The 24250-nt window shown below is 57.0% G+C and carries 26 protein-coding genes; 12 read left to right on the top strand and 14 right to left on the bottom strand.

Annotated features, from left to right (window positions below):
- Positions 1 to 34: 34 nt before the first annotated feature.
- The gene (gene phaZ, locus K3556_RS06140; RefSeq protein ID WP_260518843.1) at positions 35 to 1354 is read left to right on the top strand and encodes a polyhydroxyalkanoate depolymerase; all 1320 of its coding nucleotides are present in this window, start codon (positions 35 to 37) and stop codon (positions 1352 to 1354) included.
- A gap of 72 nt (positions 1355 to 1426) precedes the next feature.
- On the opposite strand, the gene K3556_RS06135 is transcribed toward phaZ, so the two are convergent.
- Complete coding sequence (locus K3556_RS06135; RefSeq protein ID WP_260518842.1) at positions 1427 to 2137, bottom strand: alpha/beta fold hydrolase; 711 nt, start codon at positions 2135 to 2137, stop codon at positions 1427 to 1429.
- A gap of 103 nt (positions 2138 to 2240) precedes the next feature.
- A complete protein-coding gene (locus K3556_RS06130) occupies positions 2241 to 2990 on the bottom strand; it encodes an alpha/beta fold hydrolase (RefSeq protein WP_260518841.1) in 750 nt (249 codons plus the stop codon).
- Between the two features lie 169 nt (positions 2991 to 3159).
- Between K3556_RS06130 and thrS the strand changes: the two genes are divergently transcribed.
- The 5 genes from thrS (at position 3160) to K3556_RS06105 (ending at position 8155) form a co-directional block, all read left to right on the top strand.
- Complete coding sequence (thrS, locus tag K3556_RS06125) at positions 3160 to 5106, top strand: threonine--tRNA ligase (RefSeq protein ID WP_260518840.1); 1947 nt, start codon at positions 3160 to 3162, stop codon at positions 5104 to 5106.
- 404 nt (positions 5107 to 5510) lie between these two features.
- Positions 5511 to 5816, top strand: a complete 306-nt coding sequence (locus tag K3556_RS06120) for a DUF2282 domain-containing protein (protein ID WP_260518839.1) — start codon at positions 5511 to 5513, stop codon at positions 5814 to 5816.
- 114 nt (positions 5817 to 5930) lie between these two features.
- A complete protein-coding gene (locus tag K3556_RS06115; protein WP_260518838.1) occupies positions 5931 to 6800 on the top strand; it encodes a DUF692 domain-containing protein in 870 nt (289 codons plus the stop codon).
- Positions 6797 to 7585 (top strand): DNA-binding domain-containing protein, encoded by a 789-nt coding sequence (locus K3556_RS06110; RefSeq protein WP_260518837.1) that lies wholly within the window; start codon positions 6797 to 6799, stop codon positions 7583 to 7585. The genes K3556_RS06115 and K3556_RS06110 overlap by 4 nt, the downstream gene beginning before the upstream one ends.
- A gap of 21 nt (positions 7586 to 7606) precedes the next feature.
- Positions 7607 to 8155: a DoxX family protein gene (locus tag K3556_RS06105; RefSeq protein WP_260518836.1), complete on the top strand. Its 549-nt coding sequence runs from the start codon at positions 7607 to 7609 to the stop codon at positions 8153 to 8155.
- 14 nt (positions 8156 to 8169) lie between these two features.
- Here K3556_RS06105 and K3556_RS06100 read toward each other — a convergent pair whose 3' ends face one another.
- A complete protein-coding gene (locus tag K3556_RS06100) occupies positions 8170 to 8526 on the bottom strand; it encodes a hypothetical protein (RefSeq protein WP_260518835.1) in 357 nt (118 codons plus the stop codon).
- 34 nt (positions 8527 to 8560) lie between these two features.
- Positions 8561 to 8989 carry an arsenate reductase family protein gene (locus K3556_RS06095; RefSeq protein ID WP_312847284.1) on the bottom strand — a complete coding sequence of 143 codons (429 nt, stop codon included), beginning with the start codon at positions 8987 to 8989 and terminating at the stop codon, positions 8561 to 8563.
- A gap of 164 nt (positions 8990 to 9153) precedes the next feature.
- On the opposite strand from K3556_RS06095, the gene K3556_RS06090 reads away from it, so the two are divergent.
- Positions 9154 to 9372, top strand: a complete 219-nt coding sequence (locus K3556_RS06090; protein ID WP_260518834.1) for a cold-shock protein — start codon at positions 9154 to 9156, stop codon at positions 9370 to 9372.
- Positions 9373 to 9618: 246 nt separating this feature from the next.
- Here the strand turns inward: K3556_RS06090 and K3556_RS06085 are convergent, their stop codons facing one another.
- Together K3556_RS06085 and thyX are read right to left on the bottom strand one after the other, a co-directional pair.
- Positions 9619 to 10353 (bottom strand): hypothetical protein, encoded by a 735-nt coding sequence (locus K3556_RS06085; RefSeq protein ID WP_260518833.1) that lies wholly within the window; start codon positions 10351 to 10353, stop codon positions 9619 to 9621.
- Positions 10346 to 11254 (bottom strand): FAD-dependent thymidylate synthase, encoded by a 909-nt coding sequence (thyX, locus tag K3556_RS06080; RefSeq protein WP_260518832.1) that lies wholly within the window; start codon positions 11252 to 11254, stop codon positions 10346 to 10348. Before thyX ends, K3556_RS06085 begins: the two co-directional genes overlap by 8 nt.
- A 156-nt stretch (positions 11255 to 11410) precedes the next feature.
- Between thyX and K3556_RS06075 the strand changes: the two genes are divergently transcribed.
- Both K3556_RS06075 and K3556_RS06070 read left to right on the top strand, forming a co-directional pair.
- Positions 11411 to 11839: a VOC family protein gene (locus K3556_RS06075; RefSeq protein ID WP_260518831.1), complete on the top strand. Its 429-nt coding sequence runs from the start codon at positions 11411 to 11413 to the stop codon at positions 11837 to 11839.
- A complete protein-coding gene (locus K3556_RS06070) occupies positions 11806 to 12552 on the top strand; it encodes a DUF1194 domain-containing protein (RefSeq protein WP_260518830.1) in 747 nt (248 codons plus the stop codon). Before K3556_RS06075 ends, K3556_RS06070 begins: the two co-directional genes overlap by 34 nt.
- Before the next feature lie 70 nt (positions 12553 to 12622).
- On the opposite strand, the gene K3556_RS06065 is transcribed toward K3556_RS06070, so the two are convergent.
- From K3556_RS06065 to K3556_RS06055, 3 genes are all read right to left on the bottom strand, one after another.
- The gene (locus K3556_RS06065) at positions 12623 to 13120 is read right to left on the bottom strand and encodes a MarR family winged helix-turn-helix transcriptional regulator (RefSeq protein ID WP_260518829.1); all 498 of its coding nucleotides are present in this window, start codon (positions 13118 to 13120) and stop codon (positions 12623 to 12625) included.
- 104 nt (positions 13121 to 13224) lie between these two features.
- Positions 13225 to 13533: a succinate dehydrogenase assembly factor 2 gene (locus K3556_RS06060; protein WP_260518828.1), complete on the bottom strand. Its 309-nt coding sequence runs from the start codon at positions 13531 to 13533 to the stop codon at positions 13225 to 13227.
- The gene (locus K3556_RS06055; RefSeq protein ID WP_260518827.1) at positions 13530 to 13934 is read right to left on the bottom strand and encodes a multiprotein-bridging factor 1 family protein; all 405 of its coding nucleotides are present in this window, start codon (positions 13932 to 13934) and stop codon (positions 13530 to 13532) included. The genes K3556_RS06060 and K3556_RS06055 overlap by 4 nt, the downstream gene beginning before the upstream one ends.
- A 108-nt stretch (positions 13935 to 14042) precedes the next feature.
- Here K3556_RS06055 and K3556_RS06050 point away from each other — a divergent pair, with 108 nt between their 5' ends.
- Positions 14043 to 15245 (top strand): pyridoxal phosphate-dependent aminotransferase, encoded by a 1203-nt coding sequence (locus tag K3556_RS06050; protein ID WP_260518826.1) that lies wholly within the window; start codon positions 14043 to 14045, stop codon positions 15243 to 15245.
- A gap of 31 nt (positions 15246 to 15276) precedes the next feature.
- Positions 15277 to 15672, top strand: coding sequence for a hypothetical protein (locus K3556_RS06045; RefSeq protein ID WP_260518825.1), 396 nt, complete (start codon positions 15277 to 15279; stop codon positions 15670 to 15672).
- Between the two features lie 11 nt (positions 15673 to 15683).
- Here K3556_RS06045 and K3556_RS06040 read toward each other — a convergent pair whose 3' ends face one another.
- From K3556_RS06040 to K3556_RS06020, 5 genes are all read right to left on the bottom strand, one after another.
- Positions 15684 to 17048, bottom strand: a complete 1365-nt coding sequence (locus tag K3556_RS06040; protein ID WP_260518824.1) for an MATE family efflux transporter — start codon at positions 17046 to 17048, stop codon at positions 15684 to 15686.
- A 71-nt stretch (positions 17049 to 17119) separates the two neighbouring features.
- Entirely contained in the window at positions 17120 to 18268 is a 1149-nt protein-coding gene (locus K3556_RS06035; RefSeq protein WP_260518823.1) for a lytic murein transglycosylase, read from the bottom strand.
- A gap of 145 nt (positions 18269 to 18413) precedes the next feature.
- Complete coding sequence (ppk2, locus tag K3556_RS06030; RefSeq protein WP_260518822.1) at positions 18414 to 19397, bottom strand: polyphosphate kinase 2; 984 nt, start codon at positions 19395 to 19397, stop codon at positions 18414 to 18416.
- A gap of 145 nt (positions 19398 to 19542) precedes the next feature.
- A complete protein-coding gene (locus tag K3556_RS06025; protein WP_260518821.1) occupies positions 19543 to 21834 on the bottom strand; it encodes a glycosyl hydrolase family 28-related protein in 2292 nt (763 codons plus the stop codon).
- A 218-nt stretch (positions 21835 to 22052) separates the two neighbouring features.
- Positions 22053 to 23699: a lysine--tRNA ligase gene (locus tag K3556_RS06020; RefSeq protein WP_260518820.1), complete on the bottom strand. Its 1647-nt coding sequence runs from the start codon at positions 23697 to 23699 to the stop codon at positions 22053 to 22055.
- Positions 23700 to 23841: 142 nt separating this feature from the next.
- On the opposite strand from K3556_RS06020, the gene K3556_RS06015 reads away from it, so the two are divergent.
- The gene (locus K3556_RS06015) at positions 23842 to 24243 is read left to right on the top strand and encodes a tellurite resistance TerB family protein (RefSeq protein WP_409557773.1); all 402 of its coding nucleotides are present in this window, start codon (positions 23842 to 23844) and stop codon (positions 24241 to 24243) included.
- The last annotated feature ends 7 nt before the right edge of the window (positions 24244 to 24250 follow it).

Raw genomic sequence — 24250 nt, 5'->3', positions numbered from 1 at the left:
GAATGCAGCGTGCAAAAATCAAAGGCTAATTAAAATGCGTTATATGGCCACCTACGACCTTATGGAAACGATCCGCAACACGAATCAGTGGCTTGGCGCAACCGCAGCCGCCATGGGCTCGTACCCGGCAACCGCCCTGGTGCCGAACCCCTTTTTCCAGATAATGGCGGCTTGGGGCGAAGTTACAGAACGCAGTTTCCACCGCATGGTGATGAAACCTGACTGGGGCATCGTCAGTGTGGTTGGTGAAGATGGCCGCGACCATGTGGTCCAGATCGAGAAGCTGGTCGAACGGCCCTTCGGCGATCTGATCCAGTTTAAGGTTGTGGGGCGTCCTGAGAAGAAGCGCCGCATCCTTCTGGTGGCGCCCATGTCCGGCCATTACGCAACGCTTTTGCATTCCACTGTGGCAAGTCTTTTGCCCGAAGCCGAAGTCTACATCACAGACTGGCACAACGCGCGCGATATCCCGGTAAGCGAAGGCAAATTCGACATTGAGGACTACACCCTCTATCTTGTTGATTTCATGCGCCATCTTGGCCCCGACATCAACGTCGTCGCGGTCTGCCAACCGGCACCTTTGACATTGGCGGCGACGGCCTATCTGGCCGAGCTCGACCCAGAAGCACAGCCCCAAACGCTGACCTTGATCGGCGGCCCAATTGACCCGGACGCGGCCACCACCGACGTGACCGATTTTGGTCGTCGCGTGACCATGGGACAGCTGGAAGAAACCGCCATTCAGCGCGTGGGGTTTAAATACAAAGGCGCAGGCCGGATGGTTTATCCGGGCCTTCTGCAACTGGCTGGCTTCATGTCAATGAACGCAGAAAGCCATTCGAAAGCGTTCTCGGACCAGATCATGCGTGTGGCAAAGGGCGAAGCGTCCGAGCACGACAAGCACAATCGGTTCTATGACGAATACCTCGCGGTTATGGATATGACGGCCGAGTTTTACCTGACGACAGTTGAACGCGTCTTCAAAAACAGTGAAATCGCGAAGAATGAATTCATCGTTGACGGCCACAAGGTCGACATCGGCGCAATCACCGACGTCGCTGTAAAAACGGTTGAAGGGACCCGAGACGACATCACCGCCCCCGGCCAATGTATCGCGGCACTGGATCTTTTGACCGGCTTGCCCGCCGACAAAAAGGCCAGCCATGTTGAGGAAGGTGCCGGCCACTACGGCATCTTTGCGGGCAAAAGCTGGCGCAATAACATTCGCCCCTTGGTCCTGGACTTCATTGATCAGAACGCCGGGCGACACGCTGCCCAGGCCGCCAAGAAGCGGGCCAAGAAAGCGGCTGCAAAAGGTTCGAACCTGAAAGTCGTGGCGGCTGGCAGCAAGTAGTCCTGATCGCAAACGGCACGAAAAAAGGCGCACCGTTAGGTGCGCCTTTTCTATTTTAAAACATGCGTTTAATTACCGAAGCTCAAGCGGCATCTCAAGCCAGGCACGCATGCCGATATTGACCTGCTGTGGCACTTCGACTGTTGGCAGATGACCCGCTTCGGGCAAGATCACCAGTTCTGCCCCCGGAATAAGGGCTGCCATCGTCTCGTGCCGTTTTGGCGGGGTCAGCCCATCATGTGCACCGCACATGACCATGGTGGGCACTTTCAATCGCTGCAAACTGCGTTGTGCATCGGGGCGACGCTGAAGGGCCCGCGATTGGCGCACGAACATCTCGCCGCCCAAACCATGCGCCATGCTAAGCACCAACTCTGCGACCGTGTCACGACCAGCACCTGGGGCCAGATTGTTTGGCGACAATGATTCCGCCATGGCCTCGTCCAACCGCCCTGCACTGGCCCGTACAATCTGCGGTTCGCGCCACGCAGCTTGCGCCGGTGTATCTGGCAATGGTGAGGTCGAAATGAGCGCCAATCGCATGACCCTTTCGGGTGCACGGCGAGCGATCTCCATCGCGACAATGCCGCCCATGCTAATCCCCGCCAGCGAGAAACGCGGCGGGAGGTTGTCCAGCATATGGGCTGCCATGTCGCGGATCGTGTCGCCAACAACAGGTGGGGCAACCACAACGATATGGTCGCGCGACAAGTCGTCGATCTGGGGGCCAAAGACCCGCGCATCGCACATCATTCCGGGGATTAAAACCACAGGATCTGGCATCATTCGCTCGCTTGTCTGTCTTGTCTGTCTTGCCTCGGGCAGGACTTTGGCCCGCCGCGAAAAATTGCGCAAGCGGTATCGCCGCGGCGCAGGATCATGGCATTCAACCGCGCGCCAGCACCACTTTGACCATTTTCTGAATGGTGCGCAGGCATTCCTCGTCCGAAAACCTGTGATCCGCACCCTTCACTAAGGTCAGGCGGATGTCATCGCCGTCAACATGTTCAAGAAGCCTGACCGCCTGCGCCGTCGAGACCGCAGTATCTTCTGTGCCCTGAAGGAACCGCACCGGCATATCGAGCGTGAGCGGGCTGCGCAGCACCAGATGGTCGCGCCCGTCTTCGATCAGGCGCTTGGTGATGATGTAGTCTTCATCATATTCCGATGGGATCGACACGCTCCCTTCGCGCTCCAACTCAGCTTTTTGGTCATCCGTAAAGCTGGCCCAATAGCCATCTTCGGTAAAATCAGGCGCGGCCGCGATGGTGACGAGGCCGATCACCCGCCCCGGACGCGCGCGCGAAAGAAGCAGTGACTGCCATCCACCCATCGAACTGCCGACCACCAACACCGGGCCGTCTATCAACATGTCGACGACTGCCAAAGTGTCTTCGTGCCAGTCGCCGATTGAGCCGTCGGTGAACTGCCCTGAGCTTTGCCCGTGACCGGAATAGTCAAAGCGCAGGAACGCACGGCCTTCGGCTTTTGCCCAGGCTTCAAGCGCAACGGCCTTCGTACCCTCCATGTCCGATTTCAGCCCGGACAGAAACAGGATGGTCGGCCCGGTCCCCTCGGTTTTTACATATGCGATGCGGCGGCCATTTGCGGTCTCAAGAAATTGTGTGTCGGACATGGTCTTTCCCGTCTGCTGTGTCGGCCAAACCATACCGGGCGCGAAACGCGCTGCAATCCCCAACTTTGCCCGCAAGCCGTTGACAGCCGCCGGAACAAGGTTCAAAACGCGGCCACACATAACCCGCAACCGGGCGTTCCGTGGGCGCCAAAACGACGAGGAGAAGGCCATGAGCCAGATTTCCCTTACATTTCCTGACGGCAATTCGCGTGATTTCGACGCAGGTGTGACCCCTGCCGATGTCGCGGCCAGCATTTCCAATTCGCTGGCCAAGAAAGCCATTTCCGCCACTGTAGACGGTGCCCACTGGGACATGCAGTGGCCGATCAATGCCAATGCGTCGATTTCGCTTCACACGATGAAGGACGATGCGCAGGCGCTGGAACTGATCCGCCACGACTTCGCCCATGTGATGGCGCGCGCCGTGCAGGAAATCTGGCCTGACGTGAAAGTCACCATCGGCCCAGTGATCGAGAACGGCTGGTATTACGACTTCGACCGCGAACAACCATTCACACCGGAAGACCTCGGCCAGATCGAAGCGAAGATGAAAGAGATCATCAACAAGCGCGAGCCGGTCACCACAGAGATTTGGGACCGCGACCGCGCGGTCAAGTTCTATGAAGCCAATAACGAGCCCTATAAGGTCGAGCTGATCGACGCCATTCCCGGCAATGAGCCACTGCGCATGTATTGGCACGGCCATTGGCAAGATTTGTGCCGTGGTCCGCACCTACAACATACCGGCCAGTTACCGGCCGACTCGTTCAAACTGATGAGCATCGCCGGGGCCTATTGGCGCGGAGATTCAGACCGCGCCATGCTTCAACGCATCTATGGTGTCGCCTTCCAGAACAAAGAAGGGTTGAAAAAGCATCTGCATATGCTGGAAGAGGCTGCCAAGCGCGACCACCGCAAGCTGGGCCGCGAAATGGACCTGTTCCATATGCAAGAAGAGGCCCCCGGCCAGATTTTCTGGCATCCGAACGGCTGGACAATCTACACCGAGCTTCAGGACTACATGCGCCGCCAGCAAAAACGCGGCGGCTATGTTGAGGTGAACACGCCGCAGGTGGTGGACCGAAAATTGTGGGAAGCCTCGGGCCATTGGGAAAAATACCAAGAGCATATGTTCATCGTCGAAGTGGACGAAGAACACGCGCGCGAGAAATCCGTCAACGCACTGAAACCGATGAACTGCCCCTGCCACGTGCAGGTTTATAACCAAGGCCTGAAATCCTATCGCGATCTGCCGCTGCGCATGGCCGAGTTTGGCTCGTGCAACCGCTATGAACCTTCGGGCGCGCTGCATGGGATCATGCGGGTGCGCGGATTTACGCAAGATGACGCGCATATTTTCTGCACCGAAGACCAGATCGAGGAAGAAACGAAGATCTACATTGAGTTTCTGTCGAACATCTATCGCGACCTCGGGTTTCCAGAGTTCCGCGTGAAGTTCTCGGACCGCCCCGAAAAGCGGGCTGGCTCGGACGAGATTTGGGACAAGGCCGAAAGGGCCCTTCTGTCCGCAACACGTGCCGCGGGAATCGAACCAGAGCTGAACCCCGGCGAAGGCGCGTTCTATGGACCCAAACTTGAGTTTGTTCTGACCGACGCCATTGGCCGAGATTGGCAATGCGGCACGCACCAGGTTGATTTCGTGCTGCCTGAACGTCTGGACGCAAACTATGTCGGCGAGGATGGCGCCAAACACCGCCCAGTCATGTTGCACCGTGCGACGCTTGGTTCCTTCGAACGTTTCATCGGCATTCTGATCGAAAGCCACGCGGGCAAGCTTCCGTTTTGGATCGCACCGCGTCAGGTCGTGGTCGCGTCCATCGTGTCCGACGCTGATGACTATGTGCACCAAGTTGTCGATGCACTGGTTGCGAAAGGCATTCGGGCCGAAGCCGACATCCGAAACGAGAAGATCAACTATAAGGTCCGCGAACATTCGGTTGGCAAAGTGCCCGTCATCCTGGCCTGCGGCATGAAAGAGGTTGAAGACGGCACGGTCTCGATGCGTCGTCTGGGCGACAAGCATTCGAAAGTGCTGACGATGGACGAGGTTGTCGCAACGCTCGCTCAGGAATCCACGCCGCCAGACCTGATCTAAATCCGCTGCAGACCCAGAAACCCCCGCCTTGTGTGGGGGTTTTTCGTTTAATTTCATGTTACAAGTGCGTGCAAACACTCTGACCCGCGCTCTGAAAAGCCCGGAAACCTGTAACAAAAACCAAGCATCTGGCGATTGTTTTGAAATTTTCGAAGGCAATTTCTCGCGCGTTGGAACATTTATTTCCAGCCTGCAATCCGCGTAACGGTTAAAAACCCTTTTAAAAAAGAAGCTTTCACGGTGTCAAATGGCACATCGGCAAAGCAAATGTCCCTGACCCAAATACTCACACGTGCTAACGGGGCCGTGAATTACGCTTTCGTGAATGGAGCGATCAGCACAACACCGATTACCTTTTCCATACCGCCTCAGAGCGGTGCGAATAAAACCCGAAAGGAAACTCGATGTCGAATAACATGAAAACCGTAGCCGTTCTTGGTGCCGTCTCTGCTGCTGTCGCTGCAAGCGCTGTCCCTGCTTTCGCTGATGGCGAGCAGGAAAAGTGCTTTGGTGTTTCGCTGGCTGGTCAGAATGATTGCGCTGCTGGACCCGGCACAACTTGCGCCGGCACCTCGACCGTCGATTACCAAGGCAACGCATGGAAGCTGGTTCCCGCTGGTTCGTGCGAGACCATGGAAGTCACCGACGCTGAAGGCATGATGCTGAAAGGTTCGCTGGAAGCGCTGGAAACCAACCTGCCTGCCAGCTAAGTCCGGTTACAAATTGCTCTGGCCGGACCGCCCGGCCAGAGCCTTTGCGCGCCCGACAGGGGTGCCTTTTATGCTAGAGACACCTTTTGATCCGACACTCTGATGGAGCTTTCGATGATTGATATTGCTCATGACAATACGCTGCCCATTGGCGCAGGTGTCGGTTACAAACCCCAGCATTTCGCTGCCCTGATGGACGATCCCGGCTCGGTCCGCTGGCTCGAAATCCATGCCGAAAATTTCATGGGCGATGGTGGGCGCCCGATGGCGCAACTGCGCCACCTTGCCGAACGTTTCCCGATTTCTGTTCACGGTGTTGGCCTGTCGATTGGCGGCGAAACCCGACTGGACCCCGAACATCTGGCGCGGCTGCGCAAGCTTGTCGATTGGTTGAACCCCGCGAAGTTTTCCGAACACCTGGCGTGGTCGACCCATGACGGAGCGTTTCTGAACGACCTTCTGCCGCTGCCATACACAACACAAACGATTGCCCGGATCACCGCGCATATCAACGAGGTGCAGGAAAATCTAGGGCGCAAGATGCTGCTTGAAAACCCATCATCCTATCTGGCCTTCGCGGAAAGCACGTGGTCCGAACCGGATTTTCTACGCGAAGTTGCCCGGCGCACGGGGTGCGGATTGTTGCTGGACGTGAACAACGTCTTCGTTTCTGCAACGAACCTCGAATTTGATCCGCGCGCCTATATCGACGCCTACCCACTTGAATTAGTTGAGGAATTTCACCTTGCCGGTCATGATGAGGACGCGGACGAGTTGGGGCGCAAGCTTCTGATCGACAGCCACGGCACACCGGTGGATGAACCGGTTTGGACTTTGTTTGACCACGTAGTCGCCCGTGCAGGCGCACGCCCTGCCCTTGTTGAATGGGACAATGACGTGCCGGAGTGGGATATTTTAGAAGCCGAGGCCGCCCGCGCGACACGCCACATGGAACCGGCAATCGCCGCAAAGGTGCCCGCATGAGCCAGAGCGAAACTCTTTCCCGGGCAAGCGGCGTGACTGTAACGCAAACTGATTTCCGCAAGGCCCTGCTTGATCCCCAGCAAGCCGTGCCCGAGGGGCTGACAAATCCCGACGGGCAGCAAGCGACCAAGCGCTTTTCTGTCTATCGAAACAATGTGGCGCATGGTCTGTCAGAGGCGATGCTGACGGGATTCCCGGTTCTTGCAAAACTCGTGGGTGACGATTTTTTCCGCGAGATGGCAAAGGTTTACCTGCGCATCCATCCGCCTGCGTCACCGTTGATGATGCATTACGGCGCGGCCCTTCCGGGGTTCTTGGAAAGTTTCCCCGGCACGCTTCATCTGAAATACCTGCCCGATGTGGCGCGTCTGGAACTGGCACTGCGCCGCGCCTATCACGCGGGCGATGGAACGCCGATCAATCCTGATGAATTGACCCAGTTGGATCACCGCGCCTTGATGGCAACGCGGCTGATTATGTCACCAGCCTGCGAGGTCTTGGTGACCAAATGGCCAGCGAAAGCCATTTGGGATTTCAACATGAAAGACGGCCCGCAACCGAAAGGCGGCGGCGAGAACATTCTGATTTGCCGTGTTGGGTTCGACCCTGTCGCCGAGCGTCTGCCGGAAGGTGGCGCGCGTTTCGTCAGCTCGCTGATCAAAGGGCGCAGCTTTGGGACCGCGCTTGGCCTGGCCACTGCGGATGCCCCCGACTTTGATCTGACAACCACTTTGGGCGTCATGATTTCGACCCAAGCCATAACCGGCATCGACAAACCAGACTAAGAATTTTGGAAGGAACCCGCCATGCGCGCCCTGGCTAACTTGTACAACCCGCTGGTAAATTTGGCCGAGCGGATGTCCCCGTTCACCCTGCCAACACTGGCCCGCTTCACCTTTGCCGCAACCCTTTTGGGATATTTCTGGGCTTCGGCCTTGACCAAAACCGGCGACGGCCTGCTTGGCATTTTCCAGCCGAGCCTTGGCGCCTATGCACAGATTTTCCCAAAGGCGATGGAGGCCGCATCTTATGACGTCGGCCAGCTGGGCATGTTCCACTGGGCCGTGGTCGTCGCTGGCACCTTGGCTGAGTTCATCCTGCCGCTTCTAATCACCATCGGGTTGCTGACACGATTGGCCGCGCTGGGGATGATCGGCTTTGTCATCGTGCAAAGCCTGACCGACCTTTATGGCCACGGCGGGATCGAACAGCCCGAAACGCTGGGCGCATGGTTTGATCGCATCCCTGATGCCGTGATCCTGGATCAGCGGCTGTTCTGGATGGTCGTACTGGTGACCTTGGTGCTGAAAGGCGCGGGGCCGCTGTCCATCGACCGGCTCTTGAAAATCCGCTAGGGCCTGCGTGCCCGCTAGTGCGGGTCGGGCTTGACCGCGAACAGCGCCAGCAATCCACCCAGACCAGCCAGCGCGATCGGAAACATGGTAAACACGCCATATCCGAAGGCGAAATACATGCCCGCGGCGGATAAAAGCAGCAAAATGCCCCCGATCTGCGCCGCCGAGCGTGCCATCGCGCCCCCGGCCAGCGCCAAAACCGGTGCGACCAGAGCGAAGGCGCGGATACGCCCCGGATGGTCCACCTGTTCGGCCAGATCGGGCAATTCGCCAATCCGGTCGATCACTTCGGTATACCCATATCCGAAAAACCCAACGATCATGCCCCATATTCCGGCGATAATCCCTAAAACCAATGCAGCGTTGCGCATGCAGATACCTCCTACTTTCCGAACAGATAGGCGCTTAGTCCGCGCACTCCAACCAGTTATCGCGTGTTTTTGTGTCCCAACCCGACGTCAACCTGGTGCCGTCTTCGATCACCGGGCGCTTCATCAGGGTTGGGTTTTTCGACAGTAAATCAATAGGATCGCCAGCGCGATCCGCCTCGGACAACCCACGCCACGTGGTCGAGCGTTTGTTGACCAGCGCCTCGCCAAAGGCCGCATGGAACCGCGCCAGATCGCCCGGATCGACCCCATCAGCCCGCACATCGACGTAATCAAACGCGAGGCCTGCCACCTCTAGCGCCTTCACGGCCTTGCGGCATGTGTCACAGTTTTTCAGTCCCCAAACGCGCATTTCATCCCCCAACTGACAGCCCATCCGACCGGATAGTCCGCGCCCGTTATGACCCGATCCGGGGTAAGATGAAAGATCGTAAATTGATGTCAATAACGCGCCCGTTTTCACGAATCTCTTGCATTTCCTTATATAACGGCCAAATCTTAACCTGTAAGACAGACCTATCTACCGCCTCTTTCCAAGCAGTCGGACGATACCTGACTGCACTTGAAGACCCTGCACGCCGCAGGGACATGACGTAAGGAGAGACGGACATGGCCGACAAACAAACCGGCACCGTAAAATGGTTCAACACCACAAAAGGCTTCGGCTTCATCGCGCCCGATGGTGGCGGCAACGATGTGTTTGTGCACATCTCTGCGGTCGAACGCTCGGGCCTGACAGGGCTTGCCGACAACCAAAAAGTCCGCTTTGACCTGCAAGAGGGCCGCGACGGGCGTTCATCCGCCGTGGACCTTGAACTGGTCAGCTGATCGGGTTTGATCACTGGAAATGAGAAGCCCCGCAGAGTGAAAACTCGGCGGGGTTTTTGTTTGGAGGAGTGGTTAGGGCGCGCAAAAATTGCGTTGGGCAGCGCCTGACCCTGGGTGGGTACGAAGCGCCCTGTCACGCCGAAGGCGTGCCTCCGGCACGACGGAGAGGGTCGGGCGCTGCCCGTGCGTGGCACGGGCGATCATGTCAGAAAACCAGTCAACCAAGTTTTCAACGAAGAAAACGGTCTATTTCCCTCTGGCCTTATCGATTTTAGAAATCCAATCCGCTTTTTCATCTGCCTGACTTTCGTGAAAGTCAGCGCGTTCAATCAACTCTAATGCATCAAAAAAAAGTAGGTAAGAAGGTTCAAGTAGAAGCCCGTTTGGCACCAAGCTATTTGCACTGTTTTTTCCCTCCAAGTAGCAATAGCTCATTGCTTCGTCTTCTGGGTTTCCAGAAAACCTAAGTGGTGGCGAAACAAAGTCACTAACATACTCTACGTATGCCTCGCTATTAGCCGCTATCAGTTCAATCTTTGGCGATGAATAGGATACCAGAAAATCGATCGTCTGATGACTTTTCGGCCAGTCAAATTTGGAGTAGCCAGATTCTACAAAAGTACTAAGACTAAACTCTCCATCTAGGGGAAGCTTAAGCGCACATTGGAATGCGCCAGCGACAATCGAACGATCGGTTTTGTTAGAAACCAAAACCGAGGCTTCGTTAGGCGTAAAGTTGGCGATGGCTAGCTCGACCTCTTTCTGTAATACCTCCCGTCGCCACTCAAGTAAGTCCTTCAAACCTTCCGTAGCAGGACCAATGACCGCCAGCAGAGCGACTAAAAGTGCCAAAGAACTATTGCCGACTGACAAATGCCTTCGCCAATTTTGGTAGCTTTGACACCTAGTGCATTTTATTGCCTGAGATGGAATCGAATCAGCGCAAACTACGCACAACTTGCTTTCTGCTTGATCACCCATTCAACTCCGCCTCAAACTCCCTCCACTCACCTTTCGACATGCCGGAATTCTCCTGCGTGACCTCTTCGCCTTTCAGCATGCGGCGCACGCAATCCATGGCGCGACCGGAGAGGTTGGCGCCGCCAAGACGGTAATCCTCGAACGCGCCATAGGCGGCGGGGACCCAGTCGGCGACGATGTTGCAGATCGCGTCGGCATAGACGCGGATTTCGTATTGGGCGTGGTGGTCGGCGCGCAGGCGCAGGAAGTGGAACAGGTTGTGCAGGTCTACTTTCCAGTACCATTGGGTATAGATGTTGGCGGGCAGGTTCATCCGCGCCAGTTCGCGCGCGAGGCCCAATTGGCCCTCGTCACTGATCATCTGTTCATAGTGATCATAGGCGCGGTTGCTGTCGGCCTTCAGGATTTCCAGAACCTTCGCGGCCTCCGCGCCTTCCAGCGCAGCGCCCCTGCCCTGATTGTTCACCACCGATTGCGCAGCGACATGTTCGGGCGCAGGGATATAGAACTCGCGGTCGAGGATCGAATAGCGCGCCGAATATTCGTTCACATTCGCGGTCCGGTGGCGGATCCACTGGCGGGCCACGAAAACGGGCAGCTTCACATGCAGCTTGATTTCGCACATCTCAAACGGGGTCGAGTGCCAGTGCCGCATCAGATACCGGATAAGACCTTCGTCATTTTGCACCGATTTTGTGCCTTTGCCGTAACTGACGCGTGCGGCCTGACAGATCGCGGCGTCGTCGCCCATATAGTCGATGACGCGCACGAACCCGTGGTCCAGCACTTCATGGGCGGTATAAAGGTGTTTTTCCATGCCCGGGCTGACCGCCCGCAGGGTGGATTGCGGCGCGCTGCGTTGTTCTTCAATTTCGCGGATTTGCTCGGGGCTCAGGGGCATGTCGAATCTCTCGTCTCATGGTTGCCCGGCCACTATATATAGTCGAGGCCATTGGCAAAACACCTAGATGACGTGGACGCGGCGTTTGCGCTTTTCTTGGGCGTCTGACCTGCTAGGCTGACGGCAAAATCCATCAGACATACGGAGAGATCGCCGATGAAAGTCCGATACCTGCACACGATGGTGCGCGTTAAAAACCTTGAAGACAGCATGCGGTTTTACGCGCTTCTGGGGCTTGAGAAAACCCGTCAGAGGGATTCAGAACAGGGGCGGTTTTCGGTGATCTTCATGGCCCCGCCCGGCCAGCCGGACTGTCCGGTGGAACTGACCCATAACTGGGATGGTGACGAAGGCTTGCCCTCGGACAGCCGCCATTTCGGGCATCTCGCCTATGAGGTCGAGAATATCTATGACATGTGCCAGCATCTTCAGGACAATGGCGTGGTGATCAATCGCCCGCCGCGCGATGGCCGAATGGCTTTCGTGCGTTCGCCTGACAATATCTCGGTCGAGCTGTTGCAGGCGGGCGAGGCTCTGGCCCCGGCCGAACCATGGGTCAGCATGGAAAACACAGGTCACTGGTGATGCAATTGCGGCGCGTTGGATGTTTGGTGTTGGGCGTGGTGGCCAGTCTTTGGTCCACTTGCCTTCTTGCGCAGACAGACAACACATGCCGCCAGGCTTTGGCCTTGGGGCTGGATGTCTCGGGCTCGGTCGACGAGGGCGAATATCGGCTGCAACTTGATGGTCTGGCGGCAGCGTTGGAGCAAACAGATGTCATGCGCGCGCTGCTCGCGCTGCCTGATCGCCCGGTTGAGCTTGCGATATACGAATGGAGCGGTCCCAGCCATCAACGGGTGTTGCAAGACTGGGTCCAGATCACAGATCGCGCCGTGGTCACCTCGATCGCAAACCGGTTGCGCGCGACGGGGCGGATCAAAGCCGACCCGTCGACGGGACTGGGGGCGGCGTTGATTTTCGGCCAGCGCCTGTTGGCAAACCGCGACTGCTGGTCGCGGACGCTGGATATTTCGGGCGACGGCCCCGCGAACTCCGGCCCGCGCCCGCAGGATGTGCGGTTTTTGTCCGGGTTTAACGACATCACGATCAACGGGCTGGTGATCGGCACGGGTGACGCAGATACCGACCTTGTGGCTTATTATGAAGAACTGGTCATTCACGGCATCGGGCGGTTTGTCGAACGCGCAGACGATTTCAAGAATTACGAAGACGCTATGGCCCGGAAGCTTTTGCGCGAGTTGATGGGTGTCGTCGTCTCTGATGCGCGTCTGGACTGACGCAAATACGTTATCTCGACCCTAAAGCGTTTCGCCAAAAACCCGTGTGTCAGGTTTTTCTCGAAACGCTTTAATAGATATACCGTATTTGATCGGTCCAATATCGCTCAACGCGTTTCAGGGAGCTATTGATATCTTCGATCCCCGACGATGACAGCACATCGCGAGATTGTAGCCCATCTGCGTGACGTTCGAACAATCCAGCGACTGTTTCCCGAATGCCGCGACCTTTTTCGGTCAGGCGCACCCGCACGCTGCGGCGGTCAATCTCGCACCGCTGGTGGTGCATATAGCCCATATCCACCAATTTCTTGAGGTTATAGGACACGTTCGAGCCCTGATAATAGCCGCGGGTTTTCAATTCACCCGCCGTCACTTCGTTGTCGCCGATATTGAACAACAGCAGCGCCTGAACCGCGTTCACCTCCAACACGCCGACCCGTTCGAATTCGTCCTTGATCACATCCAGCAGCAGTCGATGCAGCCGTTCGACCAACGCCAACGCTTCAAGATACTGATACACAAATGTCTGATTGCTTGTCTGCCCAATAGGGGAATGCATGCTCATCCGTCTCTCCGACCTAGTTACCAAGGTGACTATTCGGTCCAAAAAGAGAACATTCAGTTAAATGCAGTCAGCAGTTGCGGAAAATTTTCGACAAACCTGATCGGTCAACGGATCGTGGTTTGGCGGGCAATGTGCGCGACCAGATCGGACAGGTGCGGCGGCGCAGATTGCTGTCCCGACACCCATTGATAAAGGTCCTGATCATTTTCGCCCAGAAGGGCTTCGTACAGGTCCAGTTCGCCGTCATCCATCTGGTCCAGCTGCTCGGTCGCATAGCGGTTCAGGATGATGTCCATCTCTTTGATACCGCGGCGCATAGATCGCATGCCCAAGCGTTTGATCCGCGTCTCACGTGTCTCGCCGGGGCGGGCACCAGGTGTTTCCTTCAACTGATCCAGCGGAATGCCTGTCATGTAACAGCGCCCCCAAGGCGTTTGCGCAGACGTTTTTCAAGCCGCCCCAGCTGGTCCGCGGAGCGGGACATTTGCGATTTGATATCACGAATCTCAAGCAACAGGTCGCGCATTTCCGGCAAGTCGTCCGGGCCGTGCGAGGGTTCGTTGATACCTTCGCCTTCGCCCGTCAGTAACCATCGCAGGGACACGTTCAGCAGGCCGGACAGCATCTGCAGTTTGTTGGCGCGCGGTTCGTTCAGGTCTTCTTCCCAACCACGCAAGGTTTTGATCTTCACGCCGATGCGACGGGCTAGCTCTGTCTGGGTCAATCCCTCAGCTTCGCGTGCGCCTGCAAGCCGGTCACCGAATGTCGCCGTCTCTTCCGAGAACCAGCCATCATCTTGCAATATGTCGTCCATCTGCTTTTCCTATCTGATCGAGTACGTTGGCCAGCGGCGGGTTGACGCTTGATTGGTGCCGCGGCTGACCCTAGAAGAACTAAGACCAACTTACAAACCGAGGCCGCCATGTCTTTCCTTTCTGCGACACTTGATCGCGTAAAACCATCACCCACCATTGCCGTTTCCACGCTTGCGGCGGAGTTGAAGGCAGCCGGACGCGATGTGATCGGCCTTGGTGCTGGTGAACCTGACTTCGACACGCCCGCGCATATCAAAGCCGCGGGGAAAGCTGCGATTGATGCGGGAAAGACGAAATACACAGCGCCTGATGGGATGCCCGAATTGAAGCAGGCGATTTGCGACAAGTTCAAGCGCGAGAACGGGTTGGATTATGCACCCAACCAGATCTCGGTCGGCACAGGTGGCAAACAGATTTTGTACAACGCCTTGATGGCGACCCTGAACCCCGGGGACGAGGTGATCATCCCTGCCCCTTACTGGGTCAGCTATCCTGATATGGTCTTGCTGGCGGGCGGCGAACCTGTGGTGGTTGAATGCCCGATCGAAACCGGGTTTCGGATGACTCCCGAACAGCTTGAAGCCGCGATCACACCCAAGACCAAATGGCTGATTTTCAACTCGCCCTCCAACCCGACGGGCGCTGGATATACCCGCGACCAGCTGAAAGCACTGACCGATGTGCTGATGCGTCACCCGCAGGTCTGGGTGATGACCGACGATATGTATGAACATCTTGCCTATGACGGGTTTGAATTCTGCACCCCCGCCGAGGTCGAGCCGGGCCTGTATGATCGCACGCTAACCTGTAACGGCGTCTCCAAGGCCTATGCGATGACGGGCTGGCGGATCGGTTATGCGGGCGGTCCTGTCGCCCTGATCTCGGCCATGCGCAAAATCCAGTCGCAGTCAACGTCGAACCCCTGTTCGATCAGCCAATGGGCCGCCGTGGAAGCCTTGAACGGTCCACAGGATTTCATCGCCGAAAACAACACAGCCTTTGTGCGCCGCCGCGACTTGGTGGTCGAGATGCTGAACACCGCCGAGGGACTGGAATGCCCGGTGCCAGACGGGGCGTTCTATGTCTATCCTTCGATCAAAGGCTGCATCGGTAAGACGACCCCTGCTGGTGTCGAAATCACCGATGACGAAGTGTTTGCCAAAGCATTGCTGGAAGAAAAAGGCGTGGCTGTCGTCTTTGGAGCGGCATTCGGTTTGTCGCCAAACTTCCGTGTCAGCTATGCCACATCGGACACGGCACTCAAGGAAGCCTGCACGCGCATTCAAGATTTCTGCGCCAAGCTTCGATAAGCATGATGCAGGCCAAGACAAAGGATCTGAGATGAGCATCTCCCTGCCCGACTATTATTTTCGCGTGCGCGAAAACGGCGCCTTCGTCTTTCGTGTGAACACCGAAAACCGCCAGCGCCCGCTGGAGCTGAACCAAATCGCAGCAATCAATATCAAGAACGGCGAAGTCAAACCGCAGGGTGACTATGAGTTGACAGAGTCAGATCAGGCCGCCATTGCGGACTGGATGGCGAAACGGCAAGGCACGCTTGAAGCGCGCGATATCGACGACATCTTGCGCAGCGTGGATCACCTGAACTTGACAGCACACTGGGCCCAAACCCGCGCAACCCCCGAGGCTTTGGAAGAAGTGACGGACGCTTTGCTGTTGGCGATGCATGACTTGCGGTCGGTGCTCGTGCGCAAGAAGGCGGAACGTTTGGGGTGATATCTGCCGCGCTAGGCGCGCTGCGCACCACCGATCCGTGACGAACTTTTCCAAAACCGCCAAGACATGAATATCCCAGCACAGAGCAAGCCCAGAAGTAGCCCGACCCAAACACCCTGCGCCCCGTAACCCATTGTGATCCCCAGAACATAAGACATCGTCATCCCTACGCCCCAATAGCTGAGCGAGGCGATGATCATCGGAACGCGCGTGTCCTGCACACCGCGCAAAAGACCCATGGCGATCGCTTGCGCCCCATCCGCCAGCTGGAACAGAGCAGCGACCACCAGCAGCAGTGCGCCAAGGGCTACAATTTCATCGCGGCGCACTTCGCTTGGGTTCAGGAACAGCTTGATCATCGGCTCAGGCGCTCCAAGGAACAGGATCACCGTCAGCCCACCGAACACAAGCGACGCCAGCGTGACCGCCAGTGCTCCGCGCCGCAGCCCAAGTTCGTCTTTTCGACCCAGCGCACGACCGGCCCGCACAGTCGCTGTATTGGACAGACCAAGATGCACCATGAAAAACGCAGCGGTGATTTGCAGGGCAATCCCGTGGGCGGCCAGTTCCAACGTGCCGATCAGCCCGACCACAACGGTCGAGGCCGAAAACATGCCCACTTCGGCCAATGTCGTCAGACCGATTGGAATACCGAGCTTCAAAAGGTTTCTCAGCGCTTCCCAATCCGGCTTCCACAACCGGTGGAACAGACCGTTCTTGGAATTCAGTTGCGCGGCATAGACCACAAGGACAAGACCAGCCGCGAGCTGGATCACCACAGACGCGATCGCCGCCCCCTTCACACCCAGTTCGGGCGCCCCCCAATTGCCGAAGATCAGCGCATAGTTGATGACGCCATTCATCATCGCCGCCAACACGGTGGCCCATAACACCACCCGCGTGTGTTCCAGCGCGGCAAGATAGCTTTTCAGCGCCATGACCACCAACGCTGGAACAAGTCCAACACCCGCAATCCGCAGGTAGTCCTGTGCCAACAAGCTCAGGTCGGGATCCTGGCCAATGGCGCGCAAGATCGGCGCGGACATCCACATCAAAGGCAACACAGCCAGCGCAAATCCGACGGAAAACCACATCGACATGCGGGTCAACCGACGCACCCTGACATCATCGCCAGCTTCTGAGGCCTCGGCGACCATAGGCATCAGGGCCCAGGCGGGTCCCGAACCCATGATCATGAACATGAAAAAGAAGGTTCCGGCCAATGTAACGGCGGCCAGTTCCTCGACCCCGTACCAACCCAGCATAATGGTATCAATGATTTGCACCGCAAACTGCGCGAGGTGCGAGGCGACAAGTGGCAGACCTAAAGCGAGGACGGCGCGCATATGCTGGGACAGGGTGAGGGTCTGTAACATCACCCAGACCTATGCCGGATGGTTGGGCGGGGCAAGCCACAGAGTTCGACCTGCCCGCGCCCGAAACTTAGCTAACGCAACTGGCCAAGAAGTGTCATCGAGGGTTGGCCAGTGACAGCAAAGCCACGCGCGCGTTGAAAGGCCTCGATGGCTTGCAGGGTTTTCTTGCCGATCACACCATCGGCTTCGCCAACGTCAAAACCGGCACGGGTCAGGCCGCGTTGCAACGCTTTGCGGTCTGCCAAGGTCAACCCGTTCTCATCCGGGCCGAAAGAACCGCGAAGCGCCGGGCGTCCGACCAGACGGTCCGACAAATGCCCCACGCCGATGATGTATTTCTGCGCGTTGTTGTAGCGCCCTAGCACGGCGTAATTGTGATAGACCTCGAACACCGGGCCGCCATCACCTGCCGGCTTCACCACCCGACCCCGTCCTGACGGCGCCCGCCCGGTGATCTCGTCACCCCAACGTTGGCCGCGCTTCCAGCCCGACCGGCTGAGATACGCCGCTGTCGACGCCAGTGCATCGGTGGGGTCATCTGACCAGATGTCGCGCCGCCCATCGCCACCGTGATCCACAGCATATGCCAGATATGATGTGGGAATGAACTGCGTGTGTCCCATCGCGCCCGCCCAACTGCCGGTCATTCGTTCTGGTGACACATCGCCGCGTTCAAGGATCTTGAGAGCGGCCATTAACTGCCCTTCGAAAAACTTGCCACGCCGCCCGTCAAAAGCCAGCGTCGACAGGGCCGAGATGACGGGCACATCGCCGCGTCGTTCACCATATCGGCTCTCAAGTCCCCAGACGGCAACGATAACCTCTTTTTCGACACCGTATTTCTGCTCTAGCTGGGACAGCAGACCCGCGTGTTTGCCCAGCATCGACCGCCCCTTGGCAATCCGGTCATCTGACGCGGCGATGGCCAGATAATCCTCGAACGAGCGAACAAATTCAGTTTGGTTGCGGTCACGTTCGACCACGCCGGGCAGGTATCCCACATCACGAAACGCGCGTGTCACGGTTGCCCCGCTGATCCCGCGCGCCGTGGCACGGGCTTTCGCCCCCACGACCCATTGGTCAAACGCCGCATTGGGTGCTGCGCGCATGGCCGATCCTGCGGCGGGGCGCGATGCCATTTGCGTTGCCGCGCCGGATTGGCAAGCTGTCAGCGCTAGGCTGGCAAGACCAAAAGAAATGAAACGTCGCGAATAGTTCATAAACTGTACCTGCTCTTGTTTTCCGGCAAGCTTATAGGGCCGCCGGACGAAGGCAAGAGCCGCTTTCCGTGTTCGGCGACGTCGGCGCAATAACGTAAAAAAAGGGAGCCTGACTGGCCCCCTTCTTTGCTGTGGTTTTTAGCGATCAAGCGCCGCGACGTTGCTCTGGATGCAAACTTGCGCTCAGGATGTTATCTGCTTTGTGGATCACCTGGCTGGCATGACCAACGATCAGCGGGTCAGGGCTTCCTACCAGTTCATGGTCCTTATCCGGGTAGTCGACCGTTGACAGGAAATGTCGCATACATTCAAGGCGCGCGCGCTTCTTGTCGTTCGATTTGATGATCGTCCAAGGCGCGTCCGCGGTGTGCGTATAGAAGAACATCGCCTCTTTCGCTTGCGTGTAGTCGTCCCATTTCGCCAGCGACGCCAGATCAACCGGGCTCAACTTCCACCGCTTCAATGGATCATCCTTGCGACTGTCAAACCGGCGCTTCTGTTCCGTACGTGTGACAGAGAACCAGTATTTATAGAGCCGGATACCCGACCGCGTCAGCATGCGTTCAAATTCAGGAGTTTGACGCATGAATTCAAGATATTCATTCGCGTTGCAAAATCCCATAACCCGCTCAACACCCGCGCGGTTGTACCAAGAGCGGTCATAAAAAACCATCTCGCCAGCAGTTGGGAGGTTCGAGATATAGCGCTGATAGAACCATTGGCCACGCTCTTCATCAGTGGGCTTGTTCAACGCCACAACACGTGCTTCGCGGGGGTTCAGGTGCTCCATGAATCTTTTGATCGTGCCGCCCTTACCCGCGGCGTCGCGACCTTCAAACAGCAAAACAAACTTCTGCCCGGTCTCACCGACCCAGCGCTGCACTTTCAACAACTCGGCCTGAAGCTGAGCCTTTGTGGCTTCGTATTCACGACGACCCAGCTTGACGCGATAAGGGTACTTGCCGTTTTCAAACGTCTGACGAATTTTGTCTTCCGTTACTGTCGGAAAACCACCTTCGCCCTCTGGCAAATCGTTGGGCGATACGACCTTTTGGGCAGCAGGTGCCTTGGCGGCGGTAGTGGTGGGTTTTGCCGGGGCTGCAGATGTACGGGCCTGTTTCGCTGTCATGCGCATTTCTCCTAAAATGGGGTTTCGCAGTTGCGTAGCATCCAAGGCCGATCTGCGCTTTGATCCGAATCAAAGAAAATCCAGTCTGCTCACCGAAAAAGGCCCGCGACATCGCGGGCCAAGTTCTTTAATAATGACTAGCGCCTTAGACCGGGCGATCAACGCGCAATGTGACATGTGCTGTGCCGCGAACCGCCTGCGACCACCGTAGCTGAGCCAGCTTGAAAGTCGGTCCCTGGTTCACCATCACATGCGGGTTGTCCCACACTTGATTGTTGGCCCCATCGCGCAAGTCCCCTTCAATCGTCACGCTGGGAACCGTCCGAGCATTTCCACCGAACGGAAAATAGGCAGATCCATCCATCGTCCACGTCGCGGCCACTGTGTTTTGATTGAACTCCAGCGTCACCGGAGACAACGTTTTCTGGGTCACGCCAGTGAATGCGTTGTTTTCAAAGGTGACGTCTTTCATGCTCCAATAATCCAAACCTGCATGGGTGGTCGACACCCCTTCCACGCGGTCGATCGCGCCAGCGAGCGTGCGGAACGTGTTATTGGTCACATGTAACCCCGAAACATAGTGACCCGTGCCAAAGGGTTTGATCAGGATCCATTTGAACCAAGACGCCACATCATTGGCCGTGAAGATATTGCCGGTAATTGTCATGCCGCCAAACGAGTATTCCGCGCCATGATCCGGAAAGGCGTCATGTTCGTTGTTCCACTCTATGAAACAATTGTCGACGTAGTTGCCGTTCAGCACAGTTTTGTTGTTCTCATAGGTGAACACCATCCCCGCCACACGCGGGCCGTCCGTGACCTCGTCGCCCTGAAACAAGTGGTTGCCCTGTATGATGTGACCCGACCCGTGCAGCACCATCGAGGTGCCCATTCGCTGAAACCTGTTGTCACGGATCTTGGCGTCATTGGCATTCACATTAAACGCGACGGACTGGCGCGATGTGGCAGGCAAGCCCTGCTCGGCTGAAATGAACTGACAACGATCCAGATGGAGATCCTGACACCCGCGCCCCACCGAACTGATACCCCGGTTCTTGGGCTTGATGAAGAAGCAGTCCTGGAACACGAAATTCTCGCCGTCGCGTGGCAGCAGAACGGCTGACGCATGGCTGTTGCACTGAAACTCGACCTCGGTCAGGTTCATCCGGTTGACCTGCGCAAATCCCCCGAAGTCCAGAACATATTTGTGCCGCGTGAACGTATAGGTCTGGTTGGCGGCAGGACCCCACAAGGGTTGGCTCAGCTCAACCTCGGACGCGCCAACGTTGACTGTTTTCACATAGACCTCGCGCCCCACACCAGCGCCTGTAACAACGGAACCAGCCTGGATTGCCGAGATATTGGCGACATTGGTCAGTTTATATGGATTGGCCGGATTGTACTTCGCCGCCGACGACGCGGTTTCGCTGTCCCATGCCGAACCACCGATGACATAAAACTGCCCATTCTTGATCACACGGCGGATCAGAAACGTGTCGGCCGCATCATAAGCAGCCTGCATGTCGATCGGCGCGGTCACATCGATACGCCGGCCGCACATGTCCAAAGTCTCGTGGTCCGAATAATGCAAAAGCGCTTGAAATGCCTTGCGAAAGCCCAACTCCTCGGCACCAAAGCCATCAATATAGGTCGGAAGATCGAAATTGCGGGTCAAAGACAGATAGACATCGTCGGCCATCGTCACCGTGCCTTCAAACCGTATGTCAGCGTGCAACGTCAGGTTCGATCCGATGAGGTAGCTGCCTTCGGGCACCAGGACTGTGCGCCCATTCGCCGCCGCGTCGGCTGCTTCGAACGCGGGTTTGTCATCGGTGATACCGTCGCCCGCAGCGCCGAAATCGCGCACATCGACCCAATCCATCATGTCGCGCAGATAGGCGCCGGTCACATCCTCGACGACCAGATCGTCGATCCGAACAACGCCGCCATTTGACCCGATCAGGTCAAGCCCGACATGGGCGTAAGCCACATCAGCGCCCCAGATCATGTCGACACCGTTTCGGCTGCCCGATCCGATTATGGCGGACACCTCTACCACCTCTCCATAGGCCGTCAACGCCGTCACCGGCCCGGTCTCTAGGTTGCCAACCGCATGCCCACCGCCGGTTTGCGCCGGCCATGTCGCCACGCGCACCGATGGCAGCGGGCCCGAGATCGCTTTAACCTTCGCCGAAACTCGCAAGTAACACCCCTGCTCATAGGGCGTCTGACCCATGTATCGCAGCTTCTGCGTGGTCTCGTTCTTCAACAGCTCCAGACAGCCCGAAAAATCCTGATCCGCCGGCACCAAAGCGGCGTTTCCCGCACCGTCATAGGTCTGCGACCCCGGTGTCCCGTCCTCTTTCGACCAGACCGCCAATCCATCTTCGAATTCGGGGGGCATGAAGACCACCCCATCGGTAAGCGCCTTGTTCATTGATTTCCCTTTCAGATCCAGACATGCAAATCCCCTGAGGCCACGCGACAGTTGCGCGCGCACCGTCACGCTGTGTGCGGAGGGGTGGAAACACCGAAAGAGCTAACAACAAGCGTTTAACGAGCATTAACGGGGGCGTACGCCAGGCAGCGCCGCGCAACAAAAAACGGCGCACCGCGATGGTGCGCCGTTATCTTTGGACAGTTTTGGCTTTCGCCCTATTTCATCAGGTCGCCCGCCAAGCCCTGATCAATCAGGGCAGCGGTTTCGTTCACACCGTAAAGCGCTGCGAAACTGCCAAATCGCGGGCCTTGGCTTGCGCCCAACAGCACTTCGTAAAGCGCTTTGAACCAGTCGCGCAGGTTTTCAAAGCCATGCAACTTTCCCACAGCAAAGACGATGGATTGAAGAAACTCTTCCGACGCATAATCCACCTCGGGCGCCGGATCATCATTGCCCATCTGTTCGTTCTTACGCGCAATCACGTCAAGCGCCGTATCGCCATTGCGGAATGCGGCTGCCAATTCCTCCATTGCGGCACGTTCCTGATTTGTCGGTGCGCGGAAGGTTCGCGCAGGTGCCACGAAGTCTTGGAAGTATTTCACGGCATAACCTGCCGCTGCGTCCAGATCTGGATGGGTTTCGGCCGACGCATCTGGCGCATAGCGTTTGATAAAGCCCCACAATTGGTCTTTGTCATCAGCCGACGCAACAGACGCCAGGTTCAGCAGCATCGAGAAGGGCACCACCATTTTCGATTCCGGCACGTCGCCGCCGTGGATGTGCCAGACCGGATTGTTCAGCTGCGTCTTCAAGTCCTGTGTCGGATAGGCCCGCAACTGTTGATGATACTCATCCATCGCTTTCGGGATCACGTCGAAATGCATCCGCTTGGCCGTCTTCGGCTTGAGATACATGAAATATGCTAGGCTTTCGGTCGAGGCATAGGTCAACCATTCGTCGATCGACACGCCATTTCCACTGGTCTTTGATATCTTTTGCCCATTCTCGTCCAGAAACAGTTCATAGGTGAAATGCTCAGGCGCTGGCCAGCCGAGGATCCGACAGATCTTGTCGTAAATCGGCGTGTTGGTGGAATGGTCCTTGCCATACATCTCGAAATCGACCTCAAGTGCGGCCCAGCGCGCGCCGAAATCAGGCTTCCACTGCAGCTTCACATTGCCACCGGTCACTGGCAGCGTCCACTCGCGCCCATCTTCGTCGTCGAAGGTGATGGTGTGGTTTTCCGCGTTCACTTCTTTCATCGGCACATACAGAACCCGCCCGGTTTCGGGGTGAAGCGGCAGGAAAATCGAATAGGTCTGGCGACGCTCATCGCGCAGGCTGGCCAACATCACCTCCATGATCGCGTCATATTTTTCCACAGCGCGTTTCAGCACCTCGTCAAACTGCCCTGTGCCATAAAACTCGGTCGCTGAATAAAAGTCGTATTCAAACCCAAAAGTATCGAGGAACCGGCGCAGCATGGCGTTGTTGTGGTCGCCAAAGCTGTCATGGGTGCCAAAAGGATCGGGCACCGACGTAAGCGGTTTTTGCAGATGCTCGTGCAAGCTCTCGGCATTCGGGACGTTGCCCGGAACCTTACGCATGCCGTCAAGATCGTCGGAAAAGCAGATCAGTTTGGTCGGGATGTCTGAAATCAACTCAAACGCGCGCTGGATCATCGTCGTGCGCGCAACCTCGCCAAAAGTGCCAATATGGGGCAGACCCGAAGGGCCATAGCCGGTTTCAAACAGTACAAAGCCCTTTTTCGGCGGGGCCTTTTGATAGCGTTTGAGAACCCGGCGCGCCTCTTCAAAGGGCCAGGCTTTCGAACTCATCGCGGCGTCTCGCATCTCGGACATTGGGTTTTTCCTTGTATGGCGCGGATATCTACGGCCGCGCACTTGGTCGCTCTTCTCACTCCCTATTGCGATGTCTGCGCCGGGTCAATATTCTGCACCGCAACAAACAGGAGCATCCAACGTGCAAGACCTTCCCCACTCAATGACCGCCGAGGACAGCTTGATTGCTGTCATGATCGCCGTTTCGGCCTCTGACGAAGAAATTACGTCTGCAGAACTGGTGAAGATCGAAAGTATGGTAAACCACCTGCCGGTCTTTGCGAAATACGATCCCGACCGCATAAAAACGGTGTCCCAAACAGTCTTTGACCTGTTTGGGGTCGAAGACGGCCTTGACGCTTTGTTTGGATTGGTGCGCGAAAACCTTCCAGAGCAATTGTGGGAAACAGCCTATGCGCTGGCCTGTGACGTGGCGGCGGCAGATGGCGAATTGCAAGATCCGGAACTTCGCATTCTGGAAGAAATACGCTACGAGCTGAATATCGAACGCCTTCACGCCGCTGCTATTGAACGTGGTGCGCGCGCGCGCCATATGACGCTCTAACAGCTAT

Source organism: Aliiroseovarius sp. M344 (assembly GCF_025140835.1).
Lineage (GTDB): Bacteria > Pseudomonadota > Alphaproteobacteria > Rhodobacterales > Rhodobacteraceae > Aliiroseovarius.
Note: the sequence above shows the minus strand (reverse complement) of the source record. Positions and strands in the feature narration are given on the sequence as shown.